Source organism: uncultured Corynebacterium sp., from assembly GCF_902782855.1.
Classification (GTDB): domain Bacteria; phylum Actinomycetota; class Actinomycetes; order Mycobacteriales; family Mycobacteriaceae; genus Corynebacterium.
Window position 1 is genome coordinate 1 of sequence record NZ_CACZOO010000008.1, and the last position, 15,612, is coordinate 15,612.

At 66.1% G+C, this 15,612-nt stretch carries 14 protein-coding genes; 8 read left to right on the forward strand and 6 right to left on the reverse strand.

What is annotated here, in order from left to right; genetic code table 11:
* On the reverse strand, positions 1-575 hold a 575-nt coding region (locus tag QZV72_RS00290; RefSeq protein WP_297003904.1), incomplete at its 3' end, for a biotin/lipoyl-containing protein.
* Positions 576-699: 124 nt separating this feature from the next.
* On the reverse strand, positions 700-2,271 hold the full coding sequence (locus QZV72_RS00295; protein WP_297003905.1) for a leucyl aminopeptidase: 1,572 nt from the start codon (positions 2,269-2,271) through the stop codon (positions 700-702).
* A 78-nt stretch (positions 2,272-2,349) separates the two neighbouring features.
* On the opposite strand from QZV72_RS00295, the gene QZV72_RS00300 reads away from it, so the two are divergent.
* A complete protein-coding gene (locus QZV72_RS00300) occupies positions 2,350-3,462 on the forward strand; it encodes a branched-chain amino acid aminotransferase (RefSeq protein WP_297003906.1) in 1,113 nt (370 codons plus the stop codon).
* On the opposite strand, the gene QZV72_RS00305 is transcribed toward QZV72_RS00300, so the two are convergent.
* Together QZV72_RS00305 and QZV72_RS00310 are read right to left on the reverse strand one after the other, a co-directional pair.
* A complete protein-coding gene (locus QZV72_RS00305; protein WP_297003907.1) occupies positions 3,463-4,305 on the reverse strand; it encodes a nicotinate-nucleotide--dimethylbenzimidazole phosphoribosyltransferase in 843 nt (280 codons plus the stop codon). It lies immediately after the preceding gene.
* 12 nt (positions 4,306-4,317) lie between these two features.
* The gene (locus QZV72_RS00310) at positions 4,318-5,034 is read right to left on the reverse strand and encodes a DUF3043 domain-containing protein (protein ID WP_297003908.1); all 717 of its coding nucleotides are present in this window, start codon (positions 5,032-5,034) and stop codon (positions 4,318-4,320) included.
* Between the two features lie 140 nt (positions 5,035-5,174).
* On the opposite strand from QZV72_RS00310, the gene QZV72_RS00315 reads away from it, so the two are divergent.
* The gene (locus QZV72_RS00315; RefSeq protein WP_297003909.1) at positions 5,175-5,519 is read left to right on the forward strand and encodes an iron-sulfur cluster assembly accessory protein; all 345 of its coding nucleotides are present in this window, start codon (positions 5,175-5,177) and stop codon (positions 5,517-5,519) included.
* Positions 5,520-5,668: 149 nt separating this feature from the next.
* Here the strand turns inward: QZV72_RS00315 and asnB are convergent, their stop codons facing one another.
* A complete protein-coding gene (asnB, locus tag QZV72_RS00320; protein WP_297003910.1) occupies positions 5,669-7,606 on the reverse strand; it encodes an asparagine synthase (glutamine-hydrolyzing) in 1,938 nt (645 codons plus the stop codon).
* A gap of 351 nt (positions 7,607-7,957) precedes the next feature.
* Here asnB and QZV72_RS00325 point away from each other — a divergent pair, with 351 nt between their 5' ends.
* A complete protein-coding gene (locus tag QZV72_RS00325) occupies positions 7,958-9,067 on the forward strand; it encodes a cytochrome c oxidase subunit II (RefSeq protein WP_297003911.1) in 1,110 nt (369 codons plus the stop codon).
* 27 nt (positions 9,068-9,094) lie between these two features.
* Complete coding sequence (locus tag QZV72_RS00330) at positions 9,095-9,526, forward strand: cytochrome c oxidase subunit 4 (protein ID WP_297003912.1); 432 nt, start codon at positions 9,095-9,097, stop codon at positions 9,524-9,526.
* An 81-nt stretch (positions 9,527-9,607) separates the two neighbouring features.
* On the opposite strand, the gene trpD is transcribed toward QZV72_RS00330, so the two are convergent.
* Positions 9,608-10,705, reverse strand: coding sequence for an anthranilate phosphoribosyltransferase (gene trpD / locus QZV72_RS00335; protein WP_297003913.1), 1,098 nt, complete (start codon positions 10,703-10,705; stop codon positions 9,608-9,610).
* Positions 10,706-11,171: 466 nt separating this feature from the next.
* Here trpD and QZV72_RS00340 point away from each other — a divergent pair, with 466 nt between their 5' ends.
* The 4 genes from QZV72_RS00340 (at position 11,172) to QZV72_RS00355 (ending at position 15,609) form a co-directional block, all read left to right on the forward strand.
* Entirely contained in the window at positions 11,172-11,783 is a 612-nt protein-coding gene (locus QZV72_RS00340) for a heme-copper oxidase subunit III (protein WP_297003914.1), read from the forward strand.
* Positions 11,784-11,855: 72 nt separating this feature from the next.
* Positions 11,856-12,764, forward strand: a complete 909-nt coding sequence (locus QZV72_RS00345) for a cytochrome c (protein WP_297003915.1) — start codon at positions 11,856-11,858, stop codon at positions 12,762-12,764.
* Positions 12,761-13,966, forward strand: a complete 1,206-nt coding sequence (locus QZV72_RS00350; RefSeq protein ID WP_297003916.1) for a ubiquinol-cytochrome c reductase iron-sulfur subunit — start codon at positions 12,761-12,763, stop codon at positions 13,964-13,966. The genes QZV72_RS00345 and QZV72_RS00350 overlap by 4 nt, the downstream gene beginning before the upstream one ends.
* Positions 13,963-15,609, forward strand: a complete 1,647-nt coding sequence (locus QZV72_RS00355) for a cytochrome bc complex cytochrome b subunit (protein ID WP_297003917.1) — start codon at positions 13,963-13,965, stop codon at positions 15,607-15,609. Before QZV72_RS00350 ends, QZV72_RS00355 begins: the two co-directional genes overlap by 4 nt.
* The last annotated feature ends 3 nt before the right edge of the window (positions 15,610-15,612 follow it).

Genomic DNA, 15,612 nt, shown 5'->3' on the forward strand with positions numbered 1-15,612 from the left:
ACATCGACGGTGTCGTCCTCGTCGGCGAGGATCTCGACGAGGGTGCCTGCGACGGGGGAGGGGACCTCGGTGTCGACCTTGTCGGTGGAGACCTCCAGCAGCGGCTCATCGACGGCGACGGTGTCGCCGACCTTCTTGAGCCAGTTGGTGACGGTGCCCTCGGTCACGGATTCGCCCAGTTCGGGCATGGTGACGTCGGTGGCGTCGCCGGAGGCGGCAGGCTGCTGCGCCGCCGGAACTGCCTCAACCGAATCAGCTGCAGCCGCAGGCTCCGCCTCGGGGGTGGGCTCGGGGGCGGGCTCCGTAGTTGCCTCTGCGGTGGCCCCGGTGCTCTCGCCCGCCTCACCGATCACGGCGATGACGGCGCCGACGTCGACAGTGTCATCCTCCTCGGCGCGGATCTCAAGCAGCACACCTGCGGCCGGGGAGGGGATCTCGGTGTCGACCTTGTCGGTGGAGACTTCCAGCAGCGGCTCATCCACGGCGACGGTGTCGCCGACCTTCTTCAGCCACTGGGTCACAGTGCCTTCGGTCACGGACTCGCCCAGTTCGGGCATTTCGACGGAGTACGCCATGGTGTTGAAGCTCCTAAATGACGAAAAAATACAGATGTGGTCTCTGTCCGAATAGTACATCGACTGGTCTTCCCGGGCGGAGCGAGGGCTCCGGAGCCCCCCTGACGGAGCCGCCGGGCGGCGGTCATTGTCGGGTGGGTCGCTCCGAGACCTCCCCGAGGAACGAGATCAGGGTCCGCACCGGGACACCGGTAGCTCTCCCCGGGGTGTAGCCGCGGGCGGCACCGGAGTTCCAGGCTGGTCCGGCGATGTCCAGGTGCGCCCAGTCGAGCCCGACCGGTATCACGTGGGCCAGGTACTGTCCGGCGGCGGCCATCGCACCCCAGCGGGAGCTACCGGTGTTGCGCACATCGGCGACGTCCGACCGGATGTCCGTGGCGATCTCCGCGGGCAGCGGCATAGGCCAGGCGGCCTCGCCGGTGCGCCGGCCGTGCTCGACGATCCGGTCCCGCAATGACGGTGTCCCCATCACTGCGGTGATGCGGTCGCCCAATGTCGCCACCTGGGCGCCGGTCAGGGTCGCGGCATCGACCAGCAGATCGGGGTCGTCCTCGACAGCCCGGGCGAGCGCATCGGCGAGGATCAGACGCCCCTCGGCATCCGTGTTGAGGATCTCCGAAGTGGTTCCGCCGTAGTGGTGCACGATGTCACCGGGGCGCAGGGCGTCACCGTCGGGCATGTTCTCCACCAACGGGACCGTCGCGGTGACCTCCACCGGCAACTCCAGTTCCGCGGCAGCGAGGACGGTCGCGACAACAGCGGCCGAGCCGCCCATGTCGGAGATCATCGTGTCCATGCCCGCGGGCTTCTTCAACGAGATACCGCCGGCGTCGAAGGTCACCCCCTTTCCCACCAGCGCGACCTTCGGCCGGTCGGCAACCTCCGGCAGGTAGTGCATCCGCACCAGACGGGGCGGATGGGCGGAACCCCGCCCCACCGCGGTCAGCCCGCCGAATCCCCGGTCCGCGAGCTCCCGCTCGGCGAGGATCTCGACGGTCACGCCGGACCGTTCCGCGAGATCGGCGATGACACGTGCGTAGGCGTCCGGGGTGAGCACTGAGGCGGGCGCGTTGACGAGGTCACGGGTACAGGCCACCGCTTCGACGACGGTGCAGGCCCGGCTGAAGACGGCGGGCGCGTCCTGCAGATCGGGTGCGACGACCGTCACCGACCGGAGGCGGCCGCCGTCACCGGGACGACGTTGACCGGTGTAGCGGTACCCGCCGAGCGCGTGACCCTCCACTGCAGCTGCGGTGGCGTCGACGACTCCGGGCAGGTCAGTGGACAGGTCGCCGAGCAGGCTGACGGCGGTGACGTCACCGGTCTCCGCAGCCAGATCCGCCAGCGCCCGGGACGCTGACCCGGCCGCCCGCCGAACGGTCTCGGAGCACAGACCGTCAGCTCGGCCGAGCCCCACCGCGAGCACCAGGGAAGCGGGCACCCCCTCGGGAACCGCCAGCAGCCCGGTCTCCGCGACAGCCCCGGTCACACCCGTCTCCACCGCCGACTTCCACAGAGCCACCTGGACCACCTCCCCGAGCCGGTGCGCCACCGGAATCTGCGGTCCCGATGCCCCGGTCACCACCGGGACGACGACTACGTCGGACGGCGGCAGATCAGTGTCGGTGCACAGGTGCAGACCCGGCACAGCACCACGGGCGATGGTCGGGGATATCGACTGGATTCCGGACGTCATGGGGTTTCTCCGCTGCTGGTCGTCGAGGGTGCGGGGGTGGCTCCACCGCAGGTCCTTTCCGGGTCTAGGATACAGTGCATGCCAGCTTCCCTTGAGTTCACCCGCAATCTCACCACCACTCCGACCCCGGCGGAGAAGATCGAGCAGATCCTCACCGGTCCGGGTTTCGGCAACTACTTCACCGACCACATGGTCGTCATCGACTGGACCAGGGACAAGGGCTGGCACGATGCCCGCGTCGTCCCCTACGGTCCGATCAGCATGGACCCGGCGTCCTCGGTCCTGCACTACGGTCAGGCCATCTTCGAGGGGTTGAAGGCCTACCGCCACGACGACGGATCGGTGGTCACCTTCCGCCCGGAGAGGAACGCAGCCCGCTTCGCTGCGTCGGCCGAGCGACTCGCCATGCCGGAGCTCCCCGCGGACCTGTTCCTCGAGTCTCTGCGTCAGATCGTCGAGGTCGATGAAGCGTGGGTTCCGGCCGCCGGTGGGGAAGAGGCACTGTACCTGCGTCCCTTCATGATCTCCCGCGAGGTCGGCCTGGGTGTTCACCCGGCGGACAGCTACTCCTTCTACGTCATCGCCTCGCCCGCCGGTGCCTACTTCGCCGGCGGTGTGAAGCCGGTCAGCGTGTGGCTGTCGACCGAGTACGTCCGGGCGGCCCCGGGCGGCACCGGTGCAGCGAAGTTCGCCGGAAACTACGCCGGGTCGCTGGTCGCCCAGGCTCACGCCGAGGAGCAGGGCTGTGACCAGGTCGTCTGGCTCGACGCCATCGAGCGGAAGTACATCGAGGAGATGGGCGGTATGAACCTCGCCTTCATCTTCGGTACCGGCGCGGACGCCGAGCTCGTCACCCCGGCCCTGTCCGGCTCACTGCTCGCTGGCGTCACCCGTGACTCCCTGCTCACTGTCGCCGCCGACGAGGGCCTGAAGGTCACTGAGAAGCGCTTCAGCGTCCGGGACTGGAAGGACGCCGCCACCTCGGGAGCCATGTCGGAGGCCTTCGCCTGCGGCACCGCCGCGGTGATCACGCCCGTGGGAACCGTCAAGGACAAGGACGGGGAATTCCAGATCAACGGTGGGGTCTCCGGCACGATCACCATGAAGCTGCGCGAGCACCTCACCGGTATCCAGCGAGGCGCCGTGGCAGACACCCACGGCTGGAACTACGAGCTGATTTCCGCGAAGTAGTCAGAGACAGTCGACGGCGATGCGCAGCAGCGGCAGGGCCACCAGGCCCGCCCCGCTGCCGATGCCGAGGTCCCGGTCCACCATGGGGGAGAGGCCGAGACGCTCCACGGCGAGGTGCGCGGCCGGGGCCGGGGGAAGATGGGGTACCAGCCACCAGCGCGAAGCGCCGGGGACGGCCGCGTCCGCCAGCAGGGCCGCGGTAAGGGTGTCCGCACCGTCGAGGATGACCGGGGTGCGACGTGCCGCAGCCCGGGTGAGGACGCCGACCATCACTGCCAGTCCGGGGGTCCCGAGAATCCGGAGAATCTCGCGGACCGACCCCGCGTCCCATGGACCGTCGCGGTAGTCGCGGGCCCTGAACATGGCGTCCCGCACCGCGGTCACGGTGGTCCGCCACACGGCGACATCTGCGCCGATCCCGTGGTGCACGACGGTGACCGGTTCCTTCCGGCAGATCGTGGCGGTGACCGCGGACACCGCGATCTCCGTGGCTCCGGATGCGCCCGTGCCACCGAGCAGCAGCAGCGGGACGCCGGAATCGACCGCGTGGTCCACCAGCGACACTCCGGAGTCACGAAGGTCCCCGACCTCCTGAGGGGTCAGACCGACTGTGTCGACCGGGGGGAGGACATGGGCCAGGATGTCGACGTCGACCGTTCCCGCGAGTCCTGCCGGTCGGGACGTGCCGGTAGCGATGCCAGACTCCACCGCGGGGTCATCGGTGACGAGCAGCATCTCGGGGCTACGCATGGAGGCGTCCGCGGCGAAAGACGCCGGGAGGCCGGTGTCCGTGGCCCAGGCGGCCAGGGCGGGCAACAGTGCGGTCGGAGCCGTGGCGGACATCTCCCTCGACCCCTAGACCGGGTCCCCGATGTTGACCTGCGGTGCAGGGGTGCGCATCCGGCGGACCATGGTGGCGCGGGTGAAGGCGTAGAACCCGATGGTCCAGCGGCCGAAGGCACGCTCGGGGAAGCGTTCGTCGACGAGCTTGTTGACCTTGCGGCCGAGGACGTAACCCTCGATGATCAGCAGGACGATGACGAAGAGCATCACCAGGGAGACGAGGTTGGCGAGTTCCGGCGCCTGCATGCCGACGATCATGACCAGCACCACGATGAGGGCGATCGGGAGGAACATGTTCATCGCGTAACGGTGGGCGTCCACGTAGTTTCGAACGAAGAGCTTTTCCCTGCCCTGGTCACGGGGAAGGAGGTAGTTCGGGTCACCGGCCATCATCCGCTCGTTGGCCTTCTTCCGGGCGGAGGCCGACTCCTCGCGCTGACGCCGCTTCTTCTCCTTGAACTCCTCCTTCGTCATAGAGGCCTTCTCGGCTTTGCGGCGCTCCCTGGCCTCCTTGGGGGTCAGGGGTGCGTCGTAGTGCGCACGGCGGGTACCGGCCTGCCGCTCGACGTCATTGCGTCGGGGGGTCGGGCGCCCCTTCTTCGGGGTGTGGCCCTTGGGGAGGGCAGCGTCCTCGGTCGGATCCGGGACGGCGCCGGGGGCCTCATTGGTGGTGGCGGCGTCACCCGCGTCGCCGGGGGTGTCGGCATCTTTGTTCCAGGGCAGTTTCACATCCCACAGGCTAGAGCACAGCCGGGGCCGCGTCCCAACGAGGTCTGTCGTTGGGGAGTGCGGCACGGGAATATCCCGGTGGAATTGTCGGTTGGACGGGGGTAGCCTGACAGACATTCCGCAACACCGAGGAGGAACAGATGACCGCCCCCGAGAAGACCACCGGCGTCGAAGTGACCGGTGCAGCCGCCGCGAAGGCAGCAGCCCTGCTGGCACAGGAGGGCCGCGACGACCTGTCCCTGCGCATCGCCGTGCAGCCGGGCGGTTGCGCCGGACTGCGCTACCAGCTCTTCTTCGACGACCGCACCCTGGACGGCGACCACGTCGATCATTTCGAGGGTGTGGATCTCGTCGTGGACAAGATGTCGGCACCGTACCTCACCGGTGCGACCATCGATTTCGCCGACACGATCGAGTCCCAGGGTTTCACGATCGACAACCCGAACGCCTCGGGGTCCTGCGCCTGCGGCGACTCCTTCAGCTGACCCGGCGGAGTTCCGGTCCCGTGGAGACGGGACGGGAAGAGGTGTGCCCCCGCAGAGTGGAATGACGGACATCCACCACCCTGCGGGGCACAGCTGTGTCCGGGCAGCACCGGGGAGGGGCGGCGTCCCTCGGCCGACCCCGCGGCATCCTAGATGTGGACGGGGTAGTCCCGCTCGTCGATCTCCGGGTGGATCCGGTTCTCGACGAAGATGCCGTGCCAGATCATGAAGGCGATGACGGTCCACAGCCGGCGGGAGTGGTCAGGACCGTGGCCGGAGGTCATCGAGACACGGTGCTCGTCGAGCATAGCGAGAACCTCGGCCTTGTTGAAGATGTTCTCGGTCTGCGATTCCTCGATGATGCTGCGGGCCCAGTCGTAGAGCTCGGGACCGGCGAGCCAGTGCCGGATCGGCACCGGGAAGCCCAGCTTCTTCCGGTTGATCACGTGCGGGGGCACGATGAGCTCCATGGCGCGGCGCAGAGCGTACTTCGTCGTGCCGTGACTGATCTTGAGGTCGTAGGGAATGGTCCGGGCGACATCGAAGACGACCCTGTCCAGGAACGGGACGCGCAGCTCCAGGGAGTTAGCCATGGTGATCTTGTCTGCCTTGACGAGGATGTCGCCACGCATCCAGGTGAACAGGTCCAGGTGCTGCATCCTGGCCACCGGGTCGAAGTTCCGCGACTGTGCGTAGATCGGGGCGGTCACCTCACGGTGGTCCCACTCGGGGCGCGCGATCTTCAGGACGCGCTCCAACTGCTCGTAGCTGAAGGACCGGGCGTTTCCGTAGTAACGCTCCTCCATCGGGGTGGTGCCGCGCAGGAGCAGTGACTTGCCGCGCTGACCGTCGGGCAGGGCGGCACCGATCTTGTGGAGCACCTTCCTGATCGGGGACGGCACTTTGTCGAACGGCGCCAGCGACAGCGGCTCCTTGTAGATGGTGTAGCCGCCGAAGAGCTCATCGGCTCCCTCGCCGGACAGGACGACCTTCACGTGCTTGCGGGCCTCCGCAGCCACGAAGTACAGGGGCACCAGGGCGGGGTCGGCGACCGGGTCGTCGAGGTACCAGATGATCTTCGGTACCGCGGCGGCGAACTCCTCGGGAGAGACGACCTTGACGACGTGCTCGACGCCGATCGCCTCGGCGGACTCCGCGGCCACGTCAACCTCGGAGTAGCCCTCACGTTCGAAGCCGGTGGTGAAGGTGATGAGGTCCGGGTTGTGCTGCTTGGCCAGTGCGGCGATGGCGGTGGAGTCGATACCGCCGGAGAGGAACGAACCCACGGTGACGTCGGCCCGCATGTGCTTGGCCACCGAGTCCTGCAGGGCGTCGGCGATCCTCCGGAACAGGGCGTCCTCGGTGCCGGCGGGCACCGGTACCGAAGTGAAGTCCGGGCGGAAGTAGCGGGTGGCCCTCAGCTCCCCACCTGGACGCAGTGTGGCGGTGCAGCCGGATTCCAGGCGTCGGATCCCGGCGTGGAGAGTCTCCGGCTCCGGCACGTACTGGAGGTCCGTGTAATGCACGATCGCCCGGTCGTCAAGGCTCTTGTCCAGACCAATGGCGTCAGCCATGTCCAGGATCGACTTTTTCTCACTCCCGAAGACGGTGCCGGCGGCGGTGCTCGCGTAGAACAGCGGTTTGATGCCGAAGGGGTCACGGGCCAGGAACATCGTGCGCTCGGCGGCGTCCCACACGGCGAAGGCGAACATGCCGCGGAGGTGGTTCACGACGTCCTCGCCCCAGTGGTGGTAGCCGACGACGATGGTCTCGGAGTCACCGGAGGTGTTGAACGAATAACCGGCGGCCTGCAGCTCCTCCCGCAGCTCCACGTAGTTGTAGATCTCACCGTTGAACGTCATCGAGTACCGGGCCGGCTGCCCCTCCGGTCCCCACTGCAGCGGCTGATGGGAGTGCTCCAGGTCGATGATGGACAGTCGGTTGAAGCCGAAGACGACATCAGCGTCGTTCCAGGTCCCGTCCTCGTCAGGGCCGCGATGACGCATGCAGGGCAGGGCGTGGGCCACGGGGTCGACGAACCGGGGCGCGTCGCCGAGGGCGGTGAGAATTCCAAGAAGTCCACACATGAGCTGTAGAGGTCATCTCCATACAGGTAGGGGAGGCGGTCCGGCGGGAGGCGTCGCGGGGACGCTGCGCCGCCCGGCCGCGGGTACGGGAGACAACGATACTAGGGACGCGCCCCGCACACGGAAGTCGCCGGCCCCGGGGTGGACGGGGACGGGGCGGGGGACAGGGGTAGCCGTATGGTCAACCCCGAATAGGGCCGGTGTACTGGGTGACTGAGGCCTAGATGCTGGCTGCCGCGGGCGGATGCACTATTGTCGTTCAGTGATACGGAATGTACGGGCGGTCCTCTGCAGGTGACACCCGCACAATATCCGGTGAACACGACGTGTGATTGAGGAAGGCATACTCGCGTGGAACAGCGAAAAGTTCACGGTATGGCCCGCAAGCTGGGATTGGCCGGTGCTCTGGGACTCGGTGCCCTGGCCCTTGCCGGCTGCGACGCCACCCCCCCTGACAACGGTTTCTTCCATGCCTTGCGCATGGGCTGGCCGGACGGCATCACTCCGGAGTCCAAGTCGATGGGCAACTTCTGGGTCTGGACCTGGGTCGCCGCCTGGATCATCGGCATCATCATGTGGGTCCTGATGTTCGTCGTGATCTTCCGGGACGGCGCCAACCGTGCCAAGAAGGCCGGTAAGGGGGAGTTCCCGCGCCAGACCGCCTACAACGTCAACCTTGAGCTGACCTTGACAGCGATTCCGGTCCTCATCGTCATGGCGCTGTTCTTCTTCACGGTGCAGACCCAGGACGAGGTCACCGCGATGGACAAGAACCCTGAAGTCACCGTCGACGTGACCGCCTTCCAGTGGAACTGGAAGTTCGGCTACGGCGAGGTCAAGGGCAACCTGACCGGTAACGGCACCGACTACGTCGGCAAGGACGAGGACCGGACGGCGGACGCCGACCTGCTCTCCCAGCCGACCGAGCGTGATGAGGAAGGTGAACTCGTCGGACCGATCCACGGTGGCTCGTCCGAGGACTACTCCTACCTCAACTACGACAAGATCGAGACCGTGGGAACCTCTGAGGAGGTCCCGGTCCTGGTCCTGCCGACCGATACCCCGATCGAGTTCAACCTGGCGTCCTCCGACGTGATCCACTCCTTCTGGGTCCCTGAGTTCCTCTTCAAGCGCGACGCCATGCCGCACCCGGAGAAGAACCACCAGGAGCGGCGGTTCCAGATCGAGGGCATCGAGGAAGAGGGAGCATTTGTCGGCCGTTGCGCCGAGATGTGCGGTACCTACCACGCGATGATGAACTTCGAGATCCGTACCGTCTCCCCGGAGGCCTTCACGAAGTACCTTGAGTTCCGGAAGGCCAACCCCACCGCCACCAACGCCGACGCGCTGACTGAGATCGGTGAGGCCCCCTACGCCACCAGTACCAGGCCCTTCCTCCCGGACCGTGCCGGTACCCGCTCGGTCGACGGCGACAACTACATCGGCGACGAGGCCGCGTAAGCGGTCCGAACTCCAAAGGAGAGAACAATGCGGCAGACAGCCAAGTTGATGTACGGCCTGGCGACATTCCTGGTCATCATGACGGTCCTGTACTTCTTCGCCACCTCGAAGCTGAGTGACAACGGAAACGTACAGGGCATTGAGTGGGCCGGTGGCACCGGCATGGTGCTCGCCACCCTGCTGTGCCTCTTCCTGGGTGGCTACTTCCACCTCACCAGCAACAAGACGGACATTGAGCCGAAGGACTGGGAGCAGGCCGAGATCGAGGACGGTGCCGGCGTGCTCGGTTTCTTCTCCGCGAGCTCCGGCTGGCCTTTCCTGATGGCGTTCGCCATCATGCTCATGGGCTACGGCATCTCCTTCTTCCACATCTGGCTGATCCTCTTGGGCGCTGTGATGCTCATCTGGTCGACCGTGATGCTGAACCTGCAGTACGGTCTCCCGCCCGAGAAGGACTAGTCTTTCCCCGTCCGGACGCAGAGAGCAGCGGCCGGTCCACCCTCGGGTGGACCGGCCGCTTCCGTCTCCGGTGGTACGGGATCAGCCTGCGATGATCTGCGCCATCGCCTGCTCTGCCTTACCGGACTCGAGGGCATCCCGGGCCACTGCGACCTGTTCGGTGAGCACGGTGCGTAGATCCGAGTCCTCCCAACCCTTCACGACGGCGAGCGCCGCGGCGGCGTTGATCACGACGGCGTCCTTGACCGCCCCCTCAAGCTCGCCGGCCATCAGACGACGGGCGATATCGGCGTTGAATGCGGGGTCGCCCCCGCGCAGGGCGTCCTCCTCGTAGATGTCGAGGCCGTAGGTGCGTGGGTTGATCATGAACTCTCCGGTGCGGCCCTCACTGTCGACGGTGACGACCTCGGTGGGGGCGCTAACACTGATCTCGTCCATTCCGTCGAGCCCGCGGACGATGAGCGCACGGACACCCTGGTGGGCGAAGGCGCCACCCATGATCGGCATCATGTCACGGAAGGCACAGCCGACGAGCGCGTACTTCGGGGTCGCCGGGTTGGTCATCGGGCCGAGGAGGTTGAACAGTGTCGGAACACCGAGCTCGGAGCGGACGGGGCCGGCGAAGCGCATGGCGGGGTGGTAGGTCTTCGCGAACATGAACGCGAACCTGGTGCGCAGGGCGTCGGCGTGGATGGTCTCGGGGTCACGCTCGATGTCGAGGCCGAGCGACTCGAGGACGTCCGCACCGCCGCACAGTGAAGAAGCGGCACGGTTACCGTGCTTGACGACGGTGACACCGGCTGCCGCGACCACGAAGGACGCCATCGTGGAGATGTTGACGGTGTGATGACCGTCGCCGCCGGTGCCGACAATGTCGACGGCGTCGGCGATATCACTGAAGTCGACCGGAGTGGCGAACTCCCGCATGGTGTTTGCGGCGGAGGACAGCTCGGCGGCGGTGATGCCCTTGACCCGCAGACCGTAGGAGAACGCGGCGATCTGGGAGTCGGTGGCGTCCCCGGCCATGATCTGACCGACGGCCCATGCGACCTGGGACTCGCTCAGCTCCTCGTGACGACCGATACGGTCGAGCACGCCGGGCCAGGTGAAGTAGCTGGCTGGCAGCTTGTCCTGTCCGAGGGCGGGAACGTGGTCCGGACTGTGGGCCGGAGTAGCCATCAGGTCTCTCTCTATCTCCTGACACGTGTCAGGCGGGTGGTCGGTGGTTGTCGGGTGGCACCGCGGACAGTGCTCCGGTCCATCCTATTCTCTTGTCCCGTGCCCGGTGTGGGGGCGGGTGACGGGGGATGGGGTGGGGCGTCGGGGCCGTGTTTCGGTGGGCGGTCGGATAAGCTTTCGGCAAGGCAGGTGGAGCGCAGTCGCGGGGGCGGCACCTACCCCCTCTTCCGGGGGTGGTCGGAACGTGTCGACCTCCGGCCGCCGAGGGCCCGGCGGCGCGACGAAGGGGTCGCTCACCTGCGGGGACACATCGCGTCGGACGGGGTCATCCAAAAGTTCCCGGCTAACCCCGTTTGTGGTGATTTCCCAGCGAACAGTGAATCCTGACCTGCGGTTTCTCAGAAGACCGGGGTTTGTGGGGGGTCGCGAATCGACTACAGGGAGCGGACAGGCCATACTTGTGGACGTGACGAGCGCAGTTGGAAACCAAGGTATGGCAGCACCACAACGTGTTGCGACGCTGAACCGACCGAACATGGTCAGCGTCGGCACGATTGTGTTCCTGTCGCAGGAATTGATGTTCTTCGCGGGACTCTTCGCGATGTACTTCGTGTCGAAGGCGAACTCGGGTGGAGACTGGCCGTCCCACCCGACGCACCTCAACGTGCCCTTCGCCCTACTGATCACCGTTATTCTGGTGTCGTCGTCGTTTACGGCGCAGTGGGGCGTGTTCGCGGCTGAGAGGGGTGATGTCTTCGGACTCCGGAAGTGGTACACCCTCACGGTCGTGTTGGGCGCCGTGTTCCTCGTGGGCCAGGGGTACGAGTACTTCAACCTCGTGCACGAGGGGACGACGATCGGAGGCAGCGTCTACGGGTCGGTGTTCTTCATCACCACCGGCTTCCACGGCGCACACGTCCTTGCCGGCGTGCTGGCCTTCGTCGTGGTGCTCCTCCGCACCGCGAAGTCCAAGTTCACCCCGGCCCAGGCCACCGCAGCCGTCGTCGTGTCCTACTACTGGCACTTCGTCGACGTCGTGTGGATCGGCCTGTGGATCACGATTTACTTCATCCAGTAGGCCGAACGGGCCGATGTGTGACGCTCGGCCGTTAAGCCCATCGCATTCCGTATGACGAGTTAAGGGAACAAGATGGATACCAACCACAGCATGACCGAGGGGGAGCAGCCCGTGACCGGCTCCCCTGAGGCATCCACAACACGCAGGACGCGCCGCCCCCGGCGCAAGTTGCGCCGGACCGTCGCCGGAGCGCTCGCGCTCGTGCTCGGCCTCTCCAGCGCGGGACTGATCGCCCAGGCAGTGACCCCGGACGCCCAGGAGGCGACAGCCGACGTCGACCCTGAGACCCTGATCAGCCAGGGCAAGGAGATCTACGAGGTCGCGTGCATCACCTGCCACGGCGCCAACCTCCAGGGTGTCAAGGACCGCGGTCCCTCCCTGGTCGGTGTCGGTGAGGGAGCGGTGTACTTCCAGGTGCACTCCGGTCGCATGCCGATGAAGCGCAACGAGGCCCAGGCTGAGCGCAAGGACGCCCGCTTCAACGAGCAGCAGACCCTGGCGCTGGCGGCCTACGTCAACGCCAACGGCGGTGGCCCCGGGATCGTGACGGACGCGGACGGTTCGATCGCCATGGACTCGCTCCGCGGCGCGAACAACGACAACGGAAAGATCGACCCGGCGGATGTCGCCCGTGGTTCGGATCTGTTCCGGTTGAACTGCGCGTCCTGCCACAACTTCACCGGCCGCGGTGGCGCCCTGTCCGGCGGTAAGTACGCACCCGTCCTGGACAACGCCAACGAGCAGGAGATCTACCAGGCCATGCTCACCGGCCCCCAGAACATGCCGAAGTTCTCGGACCGTCAGCTCACCGCCGACGAGAAGAAGGACATCATCGCGTACATCAAGTCCGCGAAGGAGACCCCGTCCCAGGGCGGCTACGGTCTCGGCGGTATCGGCCCGGTCACCGAGGGCATGTTGATGTGGATCGTCGGCATCGTCGTGCTCATCGGCGGAGCAATGTGGATTGGAACCCGGTCATGAGTGAAATCAAGAGCACTTACACCCCAGACGAGCTCAAGGCGATGAGCGAGGAAGAGCTCGCCCGCCTCGGCACCGAGCTCGACGGCGTCACCGTCGCCTACCGTAAGGAGCGGTTCCCGGTCGAGGGAGACCCCGCTGAGAAGCGCGCCGCCTTCGGGATCAACGTGTGGTTCGCACTGTCCGTTGTCCTGGGCATCGCTTTCGTGGCGGTCTACCTCTTCTGGCCGTGGCAGTACAAGCACCTGGAGGATGACGGGCTCTGGCTGTACACGCTGTACACCCCGCTGCTCGGCGTCACCGCCGGCCTCTCGATCATCTGCCTCGGCGTGGGCGCGGTCCAGTTCTCCAAGAAGTTCGTTCCCGAGGAGATCTCCGTACAGACCCGTCACGACGGTCCGTCCGAAGATGTCGACCGTAAGACGATCACCGCTCTGCTGAACGACGCATGGAAGACCTCCACCCTCGGCCGCCGTAAGGTGATGATGGGTCTGGCCGGTACCGGCGCCGCCCTCATGGGTCTGGCTGTCGTCCTGCCGCTCGGCGGTATCGTCAAGAACCCGTGGAAGCCCAAGGCCATGGGAATCCAGGGTGACGGTACCCTCTGGACCACCGGCTGGACACTCACCGAACACGGTGAGAAGGTCTACCTGGGCCGCGACACCGCTGCCATCGCTTCGGAGGAAGAGGGGCACTTCACCACGAAGGGCGTCAACCGCCTGGTGCGTGTCCGTCCGGAGGACCTCGACGCAGGCGCCATGGAGACGGTGTTCCCGCTCTCTGAGGACATGGTGAATGACGGCGATGACTATGATCCCGAGCGCGACGTCTACGAGGAGCACATGCACTCCGTGCACGGCCCGCGTAACGCCGTGATGCTGATCCGTCTACGTCACGAGGACGCGCTCAAGGCCATCCAGCGAGACGGCCAGGAGGACTTCCACTACGGCGACTACTACGCCTACTCGAAGATCTGCACCCACATCGGCTGCCCGACGTCCCTGTACGAGCAGCAGACCAACCGTATCCTCTGCCCGTGTCACCAGTCGCAGTTCGATGCGCTTCACTGGGGCAAGCCGGTATTCGGTCCCGCAGCCCGTGCTCTGCCGGAGCTGTCGATCAACGTCGACGCGGACGGTTACCTCTACGCCGACAAGAACTTCATTGAGCCGGTTGGCCCGGCATTCTGGGAGCGTAAGTCATGAGTACATCCACTAAACCATCCCGTCTTGCGATGGCTGCCGACAACATGGACCAGCGGTACACCATGGCCGCCGGCATCCGTCGGCAGATCAACAAGGTGTTCCCGAGCCACTGGTCCTTCATGCTCGGCGAGATCGCCCTGTACTCCTTCATCATTCTTCTTCTCTCGGGTGTCTACCTCACCCTGTTCTTCGACCCGTCGATGTCGAAGGTCATCTACGACGGCGCCTACGCACCGCTCAACGGTGTCGAGATGTCCCGTGCCTACGAGACGGCCCTGAACATCTCCTTCGAGGTCCGCGGTGGGTTGTTCATCCGCCAGGTCCACCACTGGGCTGCGCTGCTGTTCGCCGTGTCCATCGTGGTCCACATGCTGCGCATCTTCTTCACCGGTGCGTTCCGCAAGCCGCGTGAGGCGAACTGGGTCATCGGCTGCGTCCTGCTGCTGCTGTCCGTCGCCGAGGGCTTCATGGGTTACTCCCTGCCGGACGACCTGCTCTCCGGTGTGGGTCTGCGCATCATGTCCGCCATCGTGGTCGGTCTGCCGATCATCGGTACCTGGCTGCACTGGATCATGTTCGCCGGTGACTTCCCGGGTGACATCATCATCCCGCGCCTGTACATCGCGCACGTGCTTCTCATTCCGGCTATCCTGCTCGCCCTGATTGCCGCCCACCTGGCCCTGGTCTGGTACCAGAAGCACACCCAGTTCCCGGGTGCCGGCCGTACCGAGCGCAACGTCGTCGGTGTCCGCATCCTCCCCGTCTTCGCGGTGCACTCCGCGGCCTTCGGCCTGATCACCTTCGGTGTCGTCGCGCTGATGGCGGGTCTGTTCCAGATCAACGCCATCTGGAACCTGGGCCCGTACAACCCGTCGCAGGTTTCCGCGGGCTCGCAGCCCGACATCTACATGCTCTGGACTGACGGTGCGGCCCGTATCATGCCGGCATGGGAGCTGTACCTCGGCAACTACACGATTCCGGGTGTCTTCTGGGTCGCGCTGCTGCTGGGTCTCCTCGTTGTCCTGCTGTTCGCCTACCCCTGGATCGAGCAGCACTTCACCAAGGATTCCGCGCACCACAACCTCCTGCAGCGTCCGCGTGACGTGCCGGTCCGCACCTCGCTGGGTGTCATGGCCATGATGGCCTACTTCGTCCTCACCCTCTCCGGTGGTAACGACCTGTTCGCGCTGCACTTCCAGATCTCGCTGAACGCCATGACCTGGATCGGTCGTATCGGCTTCCTGCTGCTGCCCCCGATCGCCTACTTCGTCACCTACCGGATCTGCCTGGGTCTCCAGCGCTCCGACCGCGCGGTGCTGGAACACGGTATCGAGACCGGCACCATCCGCCAGCTGCCCAACGGTGGCTTCATCGAGGTCCACCAGCCGCTCGGCCCGGTGGACGAGCACGGCCACCCCGTGCCGCTGGAGTACGCGGGTGCAGAGGTACCGAAGAAGCTCAACCAGCTCGGCTTCGCCGGCCAGCCCGGTCGCGGCGGATTCTTCGGCCCGGATCCCGAGGACATCGTCTCCAAGGTCTCCGAGATCGAGGAGGCCAACGAGCAGGAGAAGATCGAGATGCTGCGCCGCCTCAACGAGGCCAACCGCGCCGCCCTCGAGGACAAGGGTCACTCGAACCCCTAGTAT

Bases quoted from the DNA above. Each gene is read 5' to 3' on its own strand.
- QZV72_RS00295 (WP_297003905.1), bottom strand. From the start codon at position 2,271: ATGACGTCCGGAATCCAGTCGATATCCCCGACCATCGCCCGTGGTGCT.
- QZV72_RS00300 (WP_297003906.1), top strand. From the start codon at position 2,350: ATGCCAGCTTCCCTTGAGTTCACCCGCAATCTCACCACCACTCCGACC.
- QZV72_RS00305 (WP_297003907.1), bottom strand. From the start codon at position 4,305: ATGTCCGCCACGGCTCCGACCGCACTGTTGCCCGCCCTGGCCGCCTGG.
- QZV72_RS00315 (WP_297003909.1), top strand. From the start codon at position 5,175: ATGACCGCCCCCGAGAAGACCACCGGCGTCGAAGTGACCGGTGCAGCC.
- asnB (WP_297003910.1), bottom strand. From the start codon at position 7,606: ATGTGTGGACTTCTTGGAATTCTCACCGCCCTCGGCGACGCGCCCCGG.
- QZV72_RS00330 (WP_297003912.1), top strand. From the start codon at position 9,095: ATGCGGCAGACAGCCAAGTTGATGTACGGCCTGGCGACATTCCTGGTC.
- trpD (WP_297003913.1), bottom strand. From the start codon at position 10,705: ATGGCTACTCCGGCCCACAGTCCGGACCACGTTCCCGCCCTCGGACAG.
- QZV72_RS00345 (WP_297003915.1), top strand. From the start codon at position 11,856: ATGGATACCAACCACAGCATGACCGAGGGGGAGCAGCCCGTGACCGGC.
- QZV72_RS00350 (WP_297003916.1), top strand. From the start codon at position 12,761: ATGAGTGAAATCAAGAGCACTTACACCCCAGACGAGCTCAAGGCGATG.
- QZV72_RS00355 (WP_297003917.1), top strand. From the start codon at position 13,963: ATGAGTACATCCACTAAACCATCCCGTCTTGCGATGGCTGCCGACAAC.